This window comes from Roseobacter fucihabitans (assembly GCF_014337925.2).
GTDB classification, from domain to species: domain Bacteria; phylum Pseudomonadota; class Alphaproteobacteria; order Rhodobacterales; family Rhodobacteraceae; genus Roseobacter; species Roseobacter fucihabitans.
Genome location: NZ_CP143423.1, coordinates 2,276,542 through 2,292,948 on the forward strand (window position 1 = coordinate 2,276,542; position 16,407 = coordinate 2,292,948).

A 16,407-nucleotide genomic window follows, 5' to 3' on the forward strand; every position below is an offset into this window, starting at 1 on the left:
CCCTGCCAGCGGCAAGGGAACCTGCACGCAAGCCGCGTTAATAAAGCCCGCCAGAACTCAACGTCCCGAAATCAGCCTTGGGCCCCACGGTCGTGGTTTCACCGGTCGAGGTGGTCACTTGCTGTTGCTGCTGGCCAACCTCTTCGAACAGCGGCAGGTTCTGGCCCATCGCAAAGCCCCCATCATAGGTGATCCCGAATATCGGCTGTTCCCCCTCGCGGAAATACTCGGCCACGACAGTTTCGCCGGTCGCATCATCCCCCAGACGCGCGCCGGTAAAGCGGTCGATCTTGATGAAACGCCCGCCCGGTGGCACCTCGAAGGGACCACCGCCGTATTTCTTGGTCGCCTCTTCCATGAACCGCTGGAAGACGGGACCACACATGCCGCCCCCTGAGGCCCCACGACCCATTGCACGCGGCTGGTCATACCCGATATAACACCCCGCCACGATGTTGCTGGTGAAGCCGATGAACCACACGTCCTTGGCCTCATTGGTGGTACCGGTTTTACCCGCCGTGGGCACCGGCAGGTTCACCGTGCGGCTCGCCGTGCCGCGCTCGACCACGCCGCGCATCATCGAGGTCAATTGATAGGCGGTAATCGGATCCATCACCCGCTCGCGGTTCGAAATGATCTTGGGCGGGAGGCCCGCATCCAGACTGGCCAATTCGCAGTCATAACATTGGCGCTCATCATGTCGGTAAATGGTCTTGCCATATCGGTCCTGCACGCGGTCCACCAATGTCGGACGCACGCGCTCGCCGCCATTGGCAAACATCGCATAGGCCGCAACCATTTGATAAAGCGTGGTTTCCTCAGACCCCAGGGAGTTGGCCAGAAATGTCCCCATGTTGTCATAGACGCCAAATCGTTCGGCATAATCGGCAACAACATCCATCCCGATTTCCTGCGCCAGCCGGATCGTCATCAGGTTGCGTGAGCGTTCAATACCCGTGCGCAGCGGCGTCGGGCCATAAAACTCACGTGATGAATTTCGCGGGCGCCACAGGCCCTGCGGCGTGTTGATTTCAATCGGGGCGTCCACCACGATGGTGGCGGGGGAATAACCGCTGTCCAATGCGGCCGCGTAGACAAAGGGTTTGAAACTGGAGCCGGGTTGGCGTTTGGCCTGAGTGGCGCGATTGAACACGCTGGCCTGATAGGAAAAGCCCCCCTGCATCGAAATCACCCGCCCGGTGTTCACATCCATCGCAACAAAGCCGCCCTGCACCGCAGGCACCTGTCGCAGCGTCCAGCGCACGAAGGTGCCATCCTCATCGGAGGTCATGGCGCGCACATGGACCACGTCGCCCACCTCCAGAAGATCACCGGCAACCGATGCCTTGCCCCCCGTGGTGCCATCCTCGGACCGCTTTCGCGCCCAGGTGACGTCCCTGGCAGTGATGAAATGACCATCTGCGTCTTCGGCCACACCCTCTATGCCGATGCGCGCATCATTGCTGCCGACCGATAGAACGACAGCGGGATACCAAGGCCCGTTCAGCTCGATATCGCGCGCCATTTTCGTTGCAAGCAATGCAGCGCGCCATTTTTCTTCGCTGTCTAGCTCAGCCGGATCAATCTTGATCCGGGCTTCGCGCCAAATGCCCCGTCCCCGATCATATTCCTCAAGCCCGCGACGCAGAGACTGCGCGGCTATGGGCTGCATTTCCTGATCAATGGTGGCGCGAACGGTCAACCCCCCGGTGAAAAACTCGCCCTCACCGAAGTTTTCCGTCAGCTGGCGACGAATTTCATCGGTAAAATAGTCACGCGGGGGCAGTTCGTCCTTGAAGCTCTCGAAATCACCGTTCTGAACCGAGCGCAACGGCGCGTTCAACTCTGTAAGCAAAGCCTCCTGCGTGATGTATCCGTTCTCCATCATCTCTTTCAGAACGAAGTTACGACGCGCCAGCAGCCGGTCTTTCTGGCGCACCGGATGATAATCGCTTGGCGCTTTTGGCAGCGAGGCCAGAAACGCCGCCTCATGCGGGGCGAGGTCCGCAAGCGGTTTATTGAAGTAAGTCTGCGAGGCCGCCGCCACGCCATAGGAATTCTGCCCCAGGAAAATTTCGTTCAGGTAGAGTTCGAGGATGCGCTCTTTGCTAAGCGTCTGCTCAAGACGGGACGCAAGGATGATTTCCTTGATCTTGCGCTCGGCCTGACGATCGCCGGAAAGCAGAAAGTTTTTCATCACCTGTTGCGTGATCGTCGAGGCCCCGCGCACGTCCTGCCCACGCGATTTCACCGCATCAAAAGCCGCCGCCCCGATGCCGCGAAGATCATACCCTTCGTGGATATAGAAATTCTTGTCTTCAGCCGAAATAAACGCCTGTTTGATCAGATCGGGTATGGTTTCTGCCGCGGCAAAAAGACGCCGTTCCTTGGCGAATTCATCAATGATCTGACCCTGACCGGAATAAATCCGGCTTATGGTCGGTGGCGAATATTGCGCCAATGACTCGTGGCTGGGCAGATCGCGACCATACATCCACAACACCGCGCCCACGGTCAGGGCAACCATGCCGATGGCCATGGTGACAGTGGTGAAAATGCCACCGAAAAAAGACAATATGAATCTGAACACGCGCGATCGGCCTTTTGATTTGCTTGTCTTTATATAGGTAGTGCGGCGCGCGGCGTCAAAACACGAAACCTTACCGAAGACGGCATCACCGGCTGCTCTTTGCCGCTTTTGCCTTATTGTCGTACCAGCGGCCGTTTTGCGGCATCCCCATCACGCCACGTCATGATCGCATGTACCATGCCACCGGTCATTCTGGCCCTCCAGGTCGGGTCGCGCAGGTTGGCAAGATCGCGCGCGCTGGACAAAAATCCGACCTCGACCAGCACCGACGGGATATCCGCCGATTTCAAAACGGAGAACCCCGCATTGCGCAGCGGGCGGCGGTTCATCGGTCCGCCCGCCTGTGTCATGCCCTTGACCAGCGCAGCGGCAAGCGCCTCTGAACGCGGTTCGGTTTCCTGGCGTGCCAGGTCCAGCAAGACACTGGCCACCTCGTCATCCGACCCGGTCAGATCCGTCCCCGCAATGATATCAGCCCGGCTGTGGCGGGCGGCCAGATGCGCCGTGGCTTTATCGCTCGCCGCTTCCGAGAGCACATAAACCGTCGCGCCCTGCGCACCGCCCTCGCTCAACGCATCCGCATGCAGCGAGATGAAAACATCCGCTCCCGCACGGTGGGCAATGGCCACACGCCCTTCCAGTGACACAAAAACATCCGCCTCCCGGGTCAATACGACATCGGACACACCCGAGCGCAGCAAAGCCTCCCGCAGCTCAAAAGCCAGCATCAGCATCAGCTCTTTTTCGTTGACGTTTTCACGCTCAGCGCCAGGATCAACACCCCCATGTCCGGGATCAATGGCAACCACAAACCGGTCATCCACCAGCGGTGCCGGCACCTGTTGCGGCTGCGGTTGCGGCCAGAGCGCATCTTGGGGCGCACCGGCGCGCGCCTGAAACGCATCGGGCTCGGTCGCCGCCATGGTAATGGACAAGACCGCGCGCCCCGTCGCCTCATTTAGGCGCATTGTGACCTCATCGGGCAGCATTGGACCCTCCAGATCGGCCACCAGACGCGACCATCCGGGCTGGAAATTCCCGAAACGTAGATTGCTCAAAGCGTCCGTTCCGGCCAAAAGGTCCGCCGCGCGCAGGCCGGACCAGTCGACAGTGCGAAAATCAAGCACCAGCCGTGGTGGATTCGCCAGCGTGAACACCCGAAACGGCACGCCCTGGCTGAGGTGCAATTCAATATCGGTCTTGCCAAACCAACGGTCTTTGATTCTGCTTTGATCCGCATCCACACGCGCCGTGGCAGTCATCTCCTGTGCGGATAGCGCAGATAGAGAGGCCAGGCCCATCCAGATGCAAGCGGTCAAAAAAGCGAGGTGCCGGATCATGTTCTGCTCTGCCGGTTATGGTTTTGCGCAGTGTAACGCAGGCATAGGCGCAAGGGGAACACCTGATCAACGCGCGTTCATGAAATCCTTGAGCCGCGCAAGACCCTCGGTAATATCTGCCGTGCTGCGCGCGTAAGAAAACCGCAAGGTCGTATGACCGCGCACGGGGTCAAAATCCAGACCCGGCGTCACGGCGACACCCGCCACTTGCAGGATTTCATCCGCAAAGGCACGGCTGTCCGCAGTCAGATCGGACACATCCGCATAAACATAAAACGCGCCATCGGGCGGCGCGATCTTGGTGAACCCCGCTTGCGGCAGGCCTTGCAGCATCAGCGCGCGATTGGCGCGATAGACATCCATGTTACGCTGCAATTCATCCGTGGCATCCATCGCCGCAAGGGCCGCGACCTGGCTGGCGTGCGGTGCACAAATGAACATGTTCTGGGCGATCCGCTCCACAATCCGCACATGATCTTTGGGCACCACCATCCAGCCGACACGCCAGCCGGTCATGGAAAAATACTTGGAAAACGAATTGATCACATAGGTTTCATCAGTGATCTGCAAAGCGGTCACGGCTTTGGCTCCATATTCGATGCCATGATAGATTTCGTCAGAAATGAACGCGGCCCCTTGCGCCTGTGTCGCCTCGATCAGAGCGCGCATCGCCGTGACATCCAGCATGGTCCCCGTGGGGTTCGCCGGTGAGGCCACCAGCAAACCGGCCAGATCCATACCGGCAAAATCAGACGGCACCGGTTGATAACGATTCTCCAGCGCGGTCGGCAAATCCACCGGTTGCAGGTCGAGCGCGCGCAATATCTGGCGATAACTCGGATAGCCCGGCGCACCGATGCCGACCCGATCACCGGTGTCAAACAGCGCGGTGAACGCCAAAAGGAACCCGCCCGACGATCCCGGCGTGATCACAACCCGGCTGGGGTCCAGGTCGACATCATACCAATCACCATACATCCGTGCGATCCGCGCCCGCAATTCAGGCAAGCCCAGGGCCACCGTGTACCCCAATGGACCCGCCGCCATTGCTCGGGTTAACGCTTTGCTCGCCGCGCGCGGCGCGCCGGTTCCGGGCTGCCCAACCTCCATATAGATCACCTGCCGACCCGTCGCCTCCAAAGCGCGCGCGGCCTCCATCACATCCATCACAATGAAGGGATCAACCACAGACCGCCTTGAACTACGCATAAAATCACTCCACGCTAGGTTTCATGATGTTTCACCTGTTCTGTCGCGCAACGTCAATCCCGGCGTTTCTGATCTGGCTGATGGCGGCCCCCTTGCAGGCACAGGGGTTGTTGCGCGATGCCGACCTTGAATATGGGCTCAAACAGCTTGCAGCACCGGTTTTGAGCGCAGCCGGTCTGAGCCCCGCACGAGTGAAAATTCTGGTGGTCAATGAAAGCTCGCTGAATGCCTTTGTGGTCAGCAATGACGCGATCTATATCCATTATGGGCTGATCAACCGCCTGGAGACCGCCGGCATGTTGCAGGCCGTGATCGCCCATGAGGCCGCTCATATCGCCAATGGGCACCTCACGCGGCGCATGACTAACCTGGCCAGTACCCGCACCGCTTCCGGTCTTGGCCTTGCGCTTGCCGCCGCCGCCGCCGTCGCGGGTGCCGGAAGTGCGGCCGGGGGTATTGCAATCGGTACGCAAAGCTCCGCGCAGGCGCGATTTTTCAAACACACCAGAGCCGAAGAGGCCTCTGCGGACCAATCTGGCATCCGGTTCATGAAATCGGGTGGCATTGACCCCAAGGGTATGCTGGATGTTTTATCGATTTTCAGAGGTCAGGAAGTTTTGGCCGAAACGCGCCAGGACCCCTATCTGCGCAGCCACCCCTTTTCGCGCGACCGGCTGCGCGCGGTTGAAGGCTTCGTTTCAGCTTATGGCAATATCACGGCGGAAAATCCAAACCACGCCTATTGGTTCGAGCGCATTAAGGGCAAGCTGAGCGCCTATACGCGCGCGCCAAAATGGACGCTGGGGCGTCTTGAGCAAAGCCCCTATGCGGATGTGCGGTTGTTGCGCGAGGCCGTGGCCGAACACCGTCAGTCGCGTACCAAACAAGCCCTGCGTGCGATCGATGCCGCCATTGCGCTGCGCCCTGATGATCCGTTTTTACACGACCAACGCGGGCAAATCCTGATGGAAACGCGCAATTTTCAGGCAGCGGCGGCAGCATACGGGCGGGCCGTGCAGCTGGCCCCAAACGACGCCTTGGTCCTGTCGGGTTACGGGCAGGCCCTGCTTGCCATCAACGACATCAATAAAGCCAGGCAAGTGCTTGAAAAATCAAGATCAATTGATTTTCGAGATGGATCCATGTTACGGGATTTATCCATTGCTTACGCCAAATCAAACCAGACCGGCATGGCCTCTCTGGTCACGGCAGAGCGATACGCGCTGTCTGGCAGGATGGAAGATGCTGAAATCCACGCGAAACGCGCCTCGGGATTGCTGGACACCGGCACAACCTCTTGGCAACGCGCTCAGGATGTGTTGATTGCTGCTGAACGCGCAGAAAAACGGAGATGAACATGACGAATAAGAAAACCCTAACCGCCCTCCTCACTGCGTTCGCGCTTTCAAGCCCCGCGGCAGCGCTCGATTTAAACGCAATGTCCGACGAAGAACGCGCACTTTTCGGCGCAGAAGTGCGTAGTTTCCTGATGGAAAATCCCCAGGTGATCATGGAAGCCGTTCAGGCCCTTGAAGACCGGCAAGCCGACGCACAGGCACAGGCGGATTTCGAACTTGTGTCAGACAATAAGGAAGCCATTTTTGACGATGGGTTTTCCTTTGTCGGCGGCAACCCAGATGGCGACATCACCATCGTGGAGTTCATGGATTACCGTTGCGGCTATTGCAAACGCGCCTTTGGTGAAGTCGAGAAGCTTTTGGAATCAGACGGAAATATTCGTTTCATCGTCAAGGAATTTCCGATTCTAGGTGAGCAATCCGTCCTGGCGTCACGCTTTGTGATCGCGGCCAAACAAGTTGAAGGCATGCAAGCCTACAAATCATTGCATGACGCGCTCATGTCATACAATGGAGACATAACGCTAGCCGCGCTTCGGCGGTTGTCCTCGACGTTTGAGTTGGACACGGACGCGATTGAGGCCCGAATGAATGACGATACGGTGACTCAGGAAATATCCCAAACCCGCGCGCTAGCACAGCAACTGCGCATCACGGGCACGCCAACGTTTGTTGTGCATGACGAAATGCTGCGGGGCTATTTGCCCTATGATCAGATGCGCGCCATTCTGGAAGAAAAGCGCGATCTTTAACCATAAGGCTCAAAGGGTTAGGGATATCTATTCGGCCGCGTCAGCGACGGCAGCTTCCGCATCAAGTTCAGCTGCTTTTTTCTCCACCTGTTCGACGATATGCTCAACCATCGCGTCATTGTCGAGCTTGTGGCTTTGCTTGCCCGCAAGGTAGACCATTCCGGAACCGGCACCGCCGCCCGTGAATCCCACATCCGTCATCAAGGCCTCACCCGGTCCATTGACCACGCAGCCAATGATACTGAGGCTCATAGGTGTTTTGATGTGTTCGAGCCGCTTTTCCAGGGTTTCCACAGTCTTGATCACGTCAAAACCTTGTCGGGCACAGCTGGGACAACTGATAATATTTACCCCCCGGTGCCGCAGCCCCAGAGATTTGAGAATCTCATAGCCGACCTTCACTTCTTCTACCGGATCCGCCGACAGGCTGACGCGGATCGTGTCGCCAATACCCACCCACAAAAGATTGCCAAGCCCAATCGCGGACTTGATCGTCCCAGAGGTCAGCCCCCCTGCTTCGGTAATGCCCAGGTGGATCGGCGCATCTGTTGCATCGGCCAATTGCTGATAGGCGGCGGCTGCCATGAACACATCCGACGCCTTACAGCTTATTTTAAACTCATGAAAATCATTGTCTTGGAGAATTTTGATGTGGTCAAGACCGGACTCAACCATCGCATCCGGACAGGGTTCGCCGTATTTATCCAACAGGTGCTTTTCCAAACTGCCTGCATTTACACCGATGCGCATCGAACAATTGTGATCGCGGGCGGCTTTAATCACCTCTTTCACGCGTTTTTCATCACCGATGTTACCGGGATTGATTCTCAGGCAGGCCGCACCCGCCTCGGCGGCCTCAATGCCGCGTTTGTAGTGAAAATGAATATCAGCAACAATCGGGACAGGGACCTCGCGCACAATTTCCCGCAAAGCCTTCGATGATCCCTGATCAGGCACCGAAACACGCACGATATCTACGCCTGCATCCACAGCCGCCATAATTTGGGAAATGGTGCCTTTGACATCAGTGGTCAGCGTGTTCGTCATCGTCTGAACCGTAATCGGCGCATCGCCCCCAACAGGAACAGCACCCACCATGATCTGACGGGATTTACGGCGATAGATATTGCGCCAAGGGCGAATGTGATTCAACGACATGCTGATGTCCTCTGCGTGATACTACTGTATCACAAACTAGACAGTCATGCCGACGCTCGCAATGGGCGGTTTCAGTAGAAACCGCGATTATTCAAGGGAGGGTTCCGGTATGGTCTGCAACTCGACAACCATTGTGGCCAGCGCTTCATCCGCGGCGAGATCCGCAACTGCAAAGCGCGATTTCAGACCGCTGGCTTCCAACGGTAAGTTGGATGTAACCGTTCCAGTTTCACCAACCGGCCCATAGTAATCGCCACTCAACGAAAAATAGATCGCACCACTCTCGCCCGTTCGCAAGGTCGGGGGCACTTCACTTGCGGGGGCATCCCAGGTTTCACCAGGTTCCATAATCGTTTCAAATATGACAGTTCCATCAGCAGCGCTCACCCGCACCCAGGAGGGACGAACAGCCACCATGCGAAGCGCCGGCTGCGGTTTTTCCACCACTTGTGGAACGGAGGGAAGCGGTATCAGGCTGGCAGAAATCGCAGCATCAATTGAGCCCGCCAACGACTGTGTCTGAGGTGGGGCGTCTTGCGCAACACTGGTGAAATTCCCAATCGTGCGCGGATCAATGGTCGATATCGGTGCATCACGCGCAATGAGAACCGGCACATCAAGCGCCTGTGGCCTATAAAGCTGATCCAGCGCCTCAACCCTCGGCTGGTCCATCACGCCTGGTGTCAGTGTGCTCGCCGTTGCATCCGGCGCAGCAGATAGGACACCGTCCAAAGGATCAAGATCAGAGAGGACGATAGGCGTCTGCTCAACAGGTGCAACTTGAACCCGCTGGACTTCCTGAAGGACAGAATAACCGCCAAACCCAATCGCGGAAATCAACGCAACCAATACCAAAGAGGACCCGATGGCGCTGGCATCAATTCCGGAAAAAAATCCATCCCCAACCGGCGTAAAGGGTGTTTTGGACCGGCTGAACATATCCGCTTCACTTGACGCCTGCGAACGCTTTCCCAGAGGCGATTTTTTGACAACTGAGGCCTTGGACGACATCCCATGCGCGACGGTAAAACCGCTCTCTTCGCAGAATGTCTCGAAGGCCTTATCGGGGTTCATCCCGAGGTAGCGCGCATAGGAGCGCACATAACCGGCTATAAAACCCGGTGTATCAAATGCATCAGGGTCGCAGTTTTCGATCGCAGCAATATAAGATGCCTTGATGCGTAATTCCCGCTGCACATCCAAAAGCGACTTGCCGATAGTGGCGCGCTCCCCGCGCATCACATCGCCAAGGCGCAATTCGAAATCATCAAACGCTTTGCGTTCGAGATCTTCCTGAACACTCTTGGAGTGCTTGCGCCCAATCATAGCCCTGCCCCGATCCTGTATAGCTGCCTGACATCTGTGCCAGGCTTCAAACCGTCCTCACGATTCGTACCTGACTTGTTGTTTATGCTAGGTTAACACAAGGCAACTGGATTCTCATACTGCTGTTTATCAGCCCGCAGCTTCGGCGCGATTCAGCGCACAATGGGACCACAAACTATCCATGGCGTGTACCAGCGCATCCATTTCATCCGGCCCGTGTACGGGCGATGGGGTAAAGCGCAACCGTTCCGTTCCCCTTGGCACGGTCGGGAAATTAATCGGCTGCGCATAAATGCCATGCTCTTCTAGCAGCATGTCGCTGAGCTTCTTGGTGTGCACCGGATCGCCCACCATGACCGGCACGATATGGCTTCCATGATCGATGATGGGGAGCCCCAATCCTTTGAGGCGCAGCTTCAGCGCCCGTGCTTGCTCCTGATGTGCCCGCCGCAATTCTGGGGCGCGTTTGAGAAAGGTAACCGATGCAACAGCCCCCGCTGCAACTGCGGGTGGAAGCGAGGTCGTGAAGATGAATCCCGGCGCATAAGACCTTATGGCGTCACACATTTTTTCAGACGCTGCGATATATCCACCCATCACACCGTAAGCTTTAGCCAGGGTTCCGTTGATAATGTCGAGGCGGTGCATCAGACGGTCCCGCTCCGCGATTCCAGCACCGCGCGGACCATACATGCCAACCGCATGCACCTCGTCGATATAGGTCAGCGCGCCAAATTCATCTGCCAGATCACAGATGCCCTCGATGGGTCCAAAATCACCGTCCATGGAGTAGATCGATTCAAACGCGATCACTTTGGGCGCAGCGGGATCATCCGCCGCCAGCAATTCGCGCAGATGGTCCAGATCATTATGCCGAAAGATCCGTTTGGAACCGCCGTTGCGGCGCACCCCTTCGATCATCGAGGCGTGATTGAGCGCGTCAGAATAGATAATTAATCCAGGGAAAAGTTTAGGCAAAGTTGAAAGAGTGGCGTCATTTGCTATGTAGGCGGAGGTAAACAGCAGCGCTGATTCTTTGCCGTGAAGATCGGCAAGCTCGGCCTCCAGGCGTTTGTGATAAACAGTGGTGCCCGATATATTGCGCGTCCCGCCCGAACCGGCCCCCGTCGCATCCAGCGCCTCATGCATCGCCTCCAGCACAACCGGATGCTGTCCCATGCCCAGATAATCATTGCCACACCAGACCGTCACGTCCTGCGTGCTGCCGTCAGGGCGCGTGCGCGTTGCATGAGGGAATTGGCCTTTGTGCCGCTCGATGTCGATAAAGGTCCGGTAACGGCCCTCCTCATGCAAGCGCGCAAGGGCACGGTCCAACTGCTCGTTATAGCTCACCCGGTCTCTCCTTCACTCGATCCCGGGTACTCAGCACCGTTGGAATCCTTCTAAACTGAATATAGTCCCTAGCCTTAAGGTTCAATAACTTTAGGCTGCGCATCCTGTCGCATCTTTGACCTGTATCAAATCCATCCAGCGTTGGGGGGTCTGGCAATGGGGCCGTCAAACGATCTGTTGCGCGCTGGAAAGCTGGGCGCTGGACACCGGCGTGCACACTGATACGCTCGCACAGATACTCAGGAGTTTGCTATGTCGTTAAACGATGTTTTGTCCCGCATTGATGCGGATTTGCCCGACGCTACGGATCGGCTGATGGCCTTGCTGCGCATCCCCTCCATCTCGACGGACCCTGCTTTCAAAGACGCCTGTGATCGCGCGGCGGATTGGCTGGCGGCGGACCTCAATAGCCTTGGCATCGCAACGCAAAAGCGCCCAACCCCCGGCCACCCGATGGTTGTGGGGCATTTGGATGGTCCGGGGCCGCATTTGTTGTTTTATGGCCATTATGATGTGCAACCGGTTGATCCACTGGCGCTGTGGGACAACAACCCTTTTGATCCACAGATCGAGGAAACCGCCAAGGGCCGCGTCATTCGCGGGCGCGGCGCTTCGGATGACAAGGGCCAGTTGATGACCTTCATCGAGGCCTGCCGCGCGTGGAAAGCGGTGCATGGGTCCCTGCCATGCAAGCTGACGTTCTTTTTGGAAGGCGAAGAGGAAAGCGGCTCCCCGTCCCTCGTGCCGTTCATGCAGGAAAATGCCAAAGAACTGAAATCCGACATTGCGTTGATCTGCGACACGGGTCTGTTTGAAAGCAAGACACCTGCAATCGTGACCATGCTGCGCGGTCTGTTAGGAGAGGAAATCACGATCACCGGGCCGAATGTGGATTTGCATTCGGGGATGTATGGCGGTGTTGCGATCAACCCAATCCGGGTTTTGTCACGCGTCATCGCGGCGCTGCATGATGATCAGGGGCGCATCATGGTGCCGGGATTTTATGATGGCGTTGCGGAACTCTCCGATGAGATGGAGGCGCAGTGGCAGGGGTTGGCCTTTGATCATGCGGGATTTCTGGGAGATGTCGGGCTGTCACACCCGGCCGGAGAACAGGATCGCACGCCTCTGGAGATGATCTGGTCGCGCCCGACCTGTGAAGTCAACGGGATATGGGGTGGGTATACGGGCGATGGGTTCAAGACCGTCCTGCCCGCGCAGGCCCATGCCAAGGTCAGTTTCCGCCTCGTCGGGGATCAGGATCCGCTGGTGATCCGGGAGAATTTTCGCGCGATGGTGCGCGAGATGCTGCCACAGGATTGCGAAGTTAGCTTTGAAGGGCACGGTGCCAGCAAGGCCTCGATGACACAAACCGACGATCCGAGTTTTGAGGCGGCACGGCGCGCGTTGAGTGAGGAGTGGCAGGTCCCAGCGGCCTATGTTGGTTGTGGCGGGTCGATCCCGATTGCGGGGTTTTTCCAGGATATTCTGGGGACCACGCCGATGCTGGTAGGGTTTGGCAAGGATGATGATGCGATCCATTCGCCCAACGAGAAATATGACGTTGAGAGTTTTCACAAGGGCATCCGCAGTTGGGCGCGAATTCTGGCGGCACTTGCGACGTGAGGGCGGCACGGTGGCCTAAAGCCCACCTTACGGCCTGTGCATCGGATGGCTGATGCTTTCGCCAAAGCCTTTGCTCATGTGAACGGGCAACGGATTTGTTATGCTTGCATGGGATCAGGCCCACCTATTTTGCTGCTGCATGGTTTTCCGCAAACACATGTCTTGTGGCGTGAGGTCGGGGCCGCGTTGAGCGATCGATTCACCATCATCGCACCGGATTTGCGCGGCTATGGAGAGAGTTCCAAGCCCGAGGGGACGGAAAATTATAGTTTCCGCCACATGGCACGGGACCAATCGGCATTGATGACGCATTTGGGGTTTGCGCGGTTCCATGTTGCGGGACATGATCGCGGCGGTCGTGTGGCCCACCGCCTTGCGCTGGATGCGCCGGATCAGGTCTTGAGCCTGACCGTGATGGATATCGTCCCGACGCACCGGCTGCTGGCGGATCTCACCCGTGACGTCGCATCAGCCTATTACCATTGGTTTTTCCTGGCCCAACCCGCACCGTTTCCCGAAGCCATGATCGGCCATGACCCGGATCGATATTTCGAGAGCTGTTTGCTGGGTTGGGGAGCGGCCGAATTGTCGGATTTCGCGCCTCAGGCCCTCGCAGCCTATCGCACCGCCTGGCGCGATCCGGAGACCATACGCGGCATGTGCGCTGATTATCGCGCCGCGCTGCATTATGATTTCGAGCTGGACGCCGCCGATCTGGCGCGCAGGGTCAGCTGCCCGGCATTGGTTCTATATGGGGCGCAGGGCGCTATGGCACGTCATTACGATGTGCCGGAAACATGGCAGGATCGTCTTTCGAACATCCACGCGCAGGCCCTGCCAGGCGGGCATTTCTTCGTCGATCAATATCCGGCTGAAACCACGCAGGCCCTTGCTCGATTTCTGGAGCACGCAGAGGGCTGACAGGTCGTTTCCGTATTGGGTAGGCCTTTCCCTTTTAACAGAGTCCTCGGTGCGGGAAAACCGGTGCCTGCCGAGCGGCCTCGAGCGGATCGCCTGGTCAATGAGTTTTGAGCGTCGAAAATTACGGGGTCACGAATTTACCAGCTTTCAGGCGAAAATGCCCGGTAGTTTCATGTGATTATGAGCCACGCAGGTTTCATCCCCCACAACATTTCGAAAAACCGCCGTTCCCGAAATGCAAAAAGGGACCCAAGGGTCCCTTTTAAAGCAGCGGTGGCGCGGTTGACGGGGCTCGAACCCGCGACCCCCGGCGTGACAGGCCGGTACTCTAACCATCTGAGCTACAACCGCCCGCAGCTTACCGAGCAAGCCCGGTGTGCTTGGACGTCTTATGGCGCGTCTGGGGTCCCGTCAAGCAGGTAGCGCCTCTTGATGTGGTTTTTTTTCGCTCAGGCCAAAAGGCGACCCCACAGCTGCGCGGTCTGCGACCCCGTCATTGGTCTTTGATCGCCAGATCATCCCGTATTTGGCGCGCCATAACCTCGCCCCAGCGCGCATAAAGCGCAGGCCCAGGATGGAAGCCGTCCCGCGCCATCATCTCCGGGTCCAACTGAAAACCCGGATCCACAAGCCTGCATGCCTCTTGTGTTTTCAGCTCCTCATCCAAAGCGCTCCGCATCGCCTCGGCATGCGCGCCCAAGACGCCAGACAGAGGAAACGGGAGCGCCGGGAATCGTCCCATGGGCGGCACCGATGTGACAAAGATATGTTCTATTCCATAGTCGCGCCGCAGCATTTGGTGAAAGGCGCGCGTTTGCGCCACCCATTTGTCAGGATTTACCAAACGCGTCACGTCATTGACGCCAAGTGCCGTGACAGCAACGTCAAAATCTCCCTGACAGGAGCGGCGCAGATGCTCGGGCATGGCGCGCGTGGTCATACCCGTCATGGCCACCAGGTGCCAGTCGACGGTACAATGCCTGGACAAAGGCGCGATCAATTGCCCGCTCAGTGCCTCTGACTGATCCCGTACTCCGACACCGGCCGCCGATGAATCCCCGACAATCAACAGCCGCAAAACCGGACCGCAACCGACGCGCCCGCACCTTACGCCGCCCGCCTCGGGCAATTTTGGCGTGCGCGCGATCACCATAAGCGCCTGGAGCGCGAGAACGGGAGAGAGACCCACCTGAAGCAGGCGTGCCGCTAACATCCCCGATGCCTTTGTATCGGCGACCCGCGGCCCCCCGATAGCGTGCCCCCACCTCCTCCTTCTGATTGGCGCGACCGAGATGTGGCCTTGCAAAATAGCGCGCTCATGCCTCTCATCCTTTCCTGTTGTCCTGCACGTCTCAGCGTATGGCCAAGAATGCACCATCCGTTTCAACCCGCAGCATGGATGCCTGTCTCCCTCAACACCAGCGTGTAAAAAGCACATCCGGTCCCCATCGCCAATGGGTCGAGAGACAGCGATGATGGATTGAGCCCGTGATGATCCCCGCCTAGGGTGAGTGTTGAAATGCGAGGAGCGAGAAAATGCGAAAGATTCAGGCCCAGGGCATCCATCACATTACCTTGACCGGCGCTGATCGCCAGACCTCCATTGATTTCTGGGAGGGGCTCCTTGGTTTTTCACTGATTTTCGATCAGCCCAATCTAGACGACCACAGGCAGGGGCATCTCTATTTTGCAGCAGGTAACGGTCAAACAATCACAGTATTTACAGATGAAAATCGCAAACTCACACCCGAACGTCTGAAAGATCAGGTCGGTGCTGTTCACCATCTGGCGTTTTCAGTGTCGCGTTCGGTGTTGACGCAGGTTTGCGAGCGATTGGATGAGCGGCACATCAAGCATACGGGTCTCAAGGATCGCGGCTTTATGAACAGCATCTATTTTCACGATCCTCTGGGCCTGCGAATCGAATTGGCCTGCTATCGTTTTGAGCCGCCCGAGGGTGCGACCCACGCGGATGTGCTGGCCCAGGCCCATTCCTTGCGTGTGCAAAGAGAGGATTTGGCCATTGCCGATTGTCATATTGCCGATGCAATCGAAATTTTGACGCAGCAGCGCCAGCCGCGCATGATCGACGTCTGAAAACACCGGATGCGGTGTCAGAGTAATTTTGGCACCGACGATGCCCTATCGACCGATCACTCACAGAAGCTCCGGTTTTCCCAACCGCATCGTGGCATCAGGTCCGTTGCAAATCCTCGCTAACTTTCGTTTGCGCGCGATCAGGTTCCATACGCCGCGACGCCAGATCAAGCCGGGCCGCGATATGAATGAACTCAGAAACATCGCCCGCAGGTTGCACCAACGCCATTTCATAAGCCGCATATTCCAGTAATTTTGCCGCCGCCTGCATCGCCGCCTTTACACGTGCCCGGCTTTGCAAAGCATCAAGCGTCTCAAAAGCAGACGAAAGGTCAACACCCGTCAAAAGATCATCACCCGCTGGCACGGTCATATCATGTCCGTTTCCTGCAACTCTCAAAACCCTACCCGACCAGAGACAATTGCGATGTGATACCACCGCAGATATCCCGATTTCGCGCGGGACCTGCAACGCACCCTAGTGTCGCGTCGCATGATCCTTGTATTCTTACGCTGTTTCTTTTGACTGGCTTGGCATCACTCTTTCTGGACACCAATCTATTTGTCAACCCAAGGTAGATCAATTTTACCCTGAAAACACGCATAGATTATCAAATACAACGTCCGTTGTGCCCAATATGACAAAAAAATTACAGCTGCTCGGGCAAGGTCATCAT

Annotated in this window: 13 protein-coding genes and 1 tRNA gene; 5 read left to right on the plus strand and 9 right to left on the minus strand. The window is 57.3% G+C overall.

The window, feature by feature from the left end; translation table 11 throughout:
• Window positions 1-37 precede the first annotated feature (37 nt).
• From ROLI_RS11130 to ROLI_RS11140, 3 genes are all read right to left on the minus strand, one after another.
• On the minus strand, window positions 38-2,590 hold the full coding sequence (locus ROLI_RS11130; protein ID WP_187431602.1) for a penicillin-binding protein 1A: 2,553 nt from the start codon (window positions 2,588-2,590) through the stop codon (window positions 38-40).
• Between the two features lie 113 nt (window positions 2,591-2,703).
• Window positions 2,704-3,930: an N-acetylmuramoyl-L-alanine amidase gene (locus tag ROLI_RS11135; RefSeq protein ID WP_187431603.1), complete on the minus strand. Its 1,227-nt coding sequence runs from the start codon at window positions 3,928-3,930 to the stop codon at window positions 2,704-2,706.
• Window positions 3,931-3,996: 66 nt separating this feature from the next.
• Complete coding sequence (locus ROLI_RS11140; RefSeq protein WP_187431604.1) at window positions 3,997-5,139, minus strand: pyridoxal phosphate-dependent aminotransferase; 1,143 nt, start codon at window positions 5,137-5,139, stop codon at window positions 3,997-3,999.
• A 23-nt stretch (window positions 5,140-5,162) separates the two neighbouring features.
• Between ROLI_RS11140 and ROLI_RS11145 the strand changes: the two genes are divergently transcribed.
• Together ROLI_RS11145 and ROLI_RS11150 are read left to right on the plus strand one after the other, a co-directional pair.
• The gene (locus ROLI_RS11145; protein ID WP_187431605.1) at window positions 5,163-6,494 is read left to right on the plus strand and encodes a M48 family metalloprotease; all 1,332 of its coding nucleotides are present in this window, start codon (window positions 5,163-5,165) and stop codon (window positions 6,492-6,494) included.
• Between the two features lie 2 nt (window positions 6,495-6,496).
• The gene (locus ROLI_RS11150; protein ID WP_187431606.1) at window positions 6,497-7,249 is read left to right on the plus strand and encodes a DsbA family protein; all 753 of its coding nucleotides are present in this window, start codon (window positions 6,497-6,499) and stop codon (window positions 7,247-7,249) included.
• Window positions 7,250-7,276: 27 nt separating this feature from the next.
• Here the strand turns inward: ROLI_RS11150 and ispG are convergent, their stop codons facing one another.
• From ispG to hemA, 3 genes are all read right to left on the minus strand, one after another.
• Window positions 7,277-8,407 carry a flavodoxin-dependent (E)-4-hydroxy-3-methylbut-2-enyl-diphosphate synthase gene (ispG, locus tag ROLI_RS11155; RefSeq protein ID WP_187431607.1) on the minus strand — a complete coding sequence of 377 codons (1,131 nt, stop codon included), beginning with the start codon at window positions 8,405-8,407 and terminating at the stop codon, window positions 7,277-7,279.
• Between the two features lie 87 nt (window positions 8,408-8,494).
• A complete protein-coding gene (locus tag ROLI_RS11160) occupies window positions 8,495-9,733 on the minus strand; it encodes a helix-turn-helix domain-containing protein (protein WP_187431608.1) in 1,239 nt (412 codons plus the stop codon).
• Between the two features lie 129 nt (window positions 9,734-9,862).
• Window positions 9,863-11,086, minus strand: a complete 1,224-nt coding sequence (gene hemA, locus ROLI_RS11165) for a 5-aminolevulinate synthase (RefSeq protein WP_187431609.1) — start codon at window positions 11,084-11,086, stop codon at window positions 9,863-9,865.
• Window positions 11,087-11,338: 252 nt separating this feature from the next.
• Between hemA and ROLI_RS11170 the strand changes: the two genes are divergently transcribed.
• Both ROLI_RS11170 and ROLI_RS11175 read left to right on the plus strand, forming a co-directional pair.
• Window positions 11,339-12,712, plus strand: a complete 1,374-nt coding sequence (locus ROLI_RS11170) for a M20/M25/M40 family metallo-hydrolase (protein WP_187431610.1) — start codon at window positions 11,339-11,341, stop codon at window positions 12,710-12,712.
• 108 nt (window positions 12,713-12,820) lie between these two features.
• Window positions 12,821-13,633, plus strand: coding sequence for an alpha/beta hydrolase (locus tag ROLI_RS11175; RefSeq protein WP_338469265.1), 813 nt, complete (start codon window positions 12,821-12,823; stop codon window positions 13,631-13,633).
• A 274-nt stretch (window positions 13,634-13,907) separates the two neighbouring features.
• Here ROLI_RS11175 and ROLI_RS11180 read toward each other — a convergent pair.
• Window positions 13,908-13,984, minus strand: a tRNA-Asp gene (locus ROLI_RS11180).
• Between the two features lie 142 nt (window positions 13,985-14,126).
• Window positions 14,127-14,846 carry an SGNH/GDSL hydrolase family protein gene (locus tag ROLI_RS11185; RefSeq protein ID WP_187431612.1) on the minus strand — a complete coding sequence of 240 codons (720 nt, stop codon included), beginning with the start codon at window positions 14,844-14,846 and terminating at the stop codon, window positions 14,127-14,129.
• 323 nt (window positions 14,847-15,169) lie between these two features.
• Between ROLI_RS11185 and ROLI_RS11190 the strand changes: the two genes are divergently transcribed.
• Entirely contained in the window at window positions 15,170-15,730 is a 561-nt protein-coding gene (locus ROLI_RS11190) for a VOC family protein (RefSeq protein ID WP_187431613.1), read from the plus strand.
• Window positions 15,731-15,827: 97 nt separating this feature from the next.
• Here ROLI_RS11190 and ROLI_RS11195 read toward each other — a convergent pair whose 3' ends face one another.
• On the minus strand, window positions 15,828-16,103 hold the full coding sequence (locus ROLI_RS11195) for a hypothetical protein (RefSeq protein ID WP_187431614.1): 276 nt from the start codon (window positions 16,101-16,103) through the stop codon (window positions 15,828-15,830).
• Window positions 16,104-16,407 lie beyond the last annotated feature (304 nt).

What these genes read in the sequence shown, in the direction of transcription:
- ROLI_RS11170 (WP_187431610.1), top strand. Translation starts at nt 11,339, where the DNA reads ATGTCGTTAAACGATGTTTTGTCCCGCATTGATGCGGATTTGCCCGAC.
- ROLI_RS11185 (WP_187431612.1), bottom strand. Translation starts at nt 14,846, where the DNA reads ATGTTAGCGGCACGCCTGCTTCAGGTGGGTCTCTCTCCCGTTCTCGCG.
- ROLI_RS11135 (WP_187431603.1), bottom strand. Translation starts at nt 3,930, where the DNA reads ATGATCCGGCACCTCGCTTTTTTGACCGCTTGCATCTGGATGGGCCTG.
- ROLI_RS11160 (WP_187431608.1), bottom strand. Translation starts at nt 9,733, where the DNA reads ATGATTGGGCGCAAGCACTCCAAGAGTGTTCAGGAAGATCTCGAACGC.
- ROLI_RS11150 (WP_187431606.1), top strand. Translation starts at nt 6,497, where the DNA reads ATGACGAATAAGAAAACCCTAACCGCCCTCCTCACTGCGTTCGCGCTT.
- ROLI_RS11190 (WP_187431613.1), top strand. Translation starts at nt 15,170, where the DNA reads ATGCGAAAGATTCAGGCCCAGGGCATCCATCACATTACCTTGACCGGC.
- ROLI_RS11145 (WP_187431605.1), top strand. Translation starts at nt 5,163, where the DNA reads ATGATGTTTCACCTGTTCTGTCGCGCAACGTCAATCCCGGCGTTTCTG.
- ispG (WP_187431607.1), bottom strand. Translation starts at nt 8,407, where the DNA reads ATGTCGTTGAATCACATTCGCCCTTGGCGCAATATCTATCGCCGTAAA.
- ROLI_RS11175 (WP_338469265.1), top strand. Translation starts at nt 12,821, where the DNA reads ATGGGATCAGGCCCACCTATTTTGCTGCTGCATGGTTTTCCGCAAACA.
- ROLI_RS11195 (WP_187431614.1), bottom strand. Translation starts at nt 16,103, where the DNA reads ATGACCGTGCCAGCGGGTGATGATCTTTTGACGGGTGTTGACCTTTCG.
- ROLI_RS11140 (WP_187431604.1), bottom strand. Translation starts at nt 5,139, where the DNA reads ATGCGTAGTTCAAGGCGGTCTGTGGTTGATCCCTTCATTGTGATGGAT.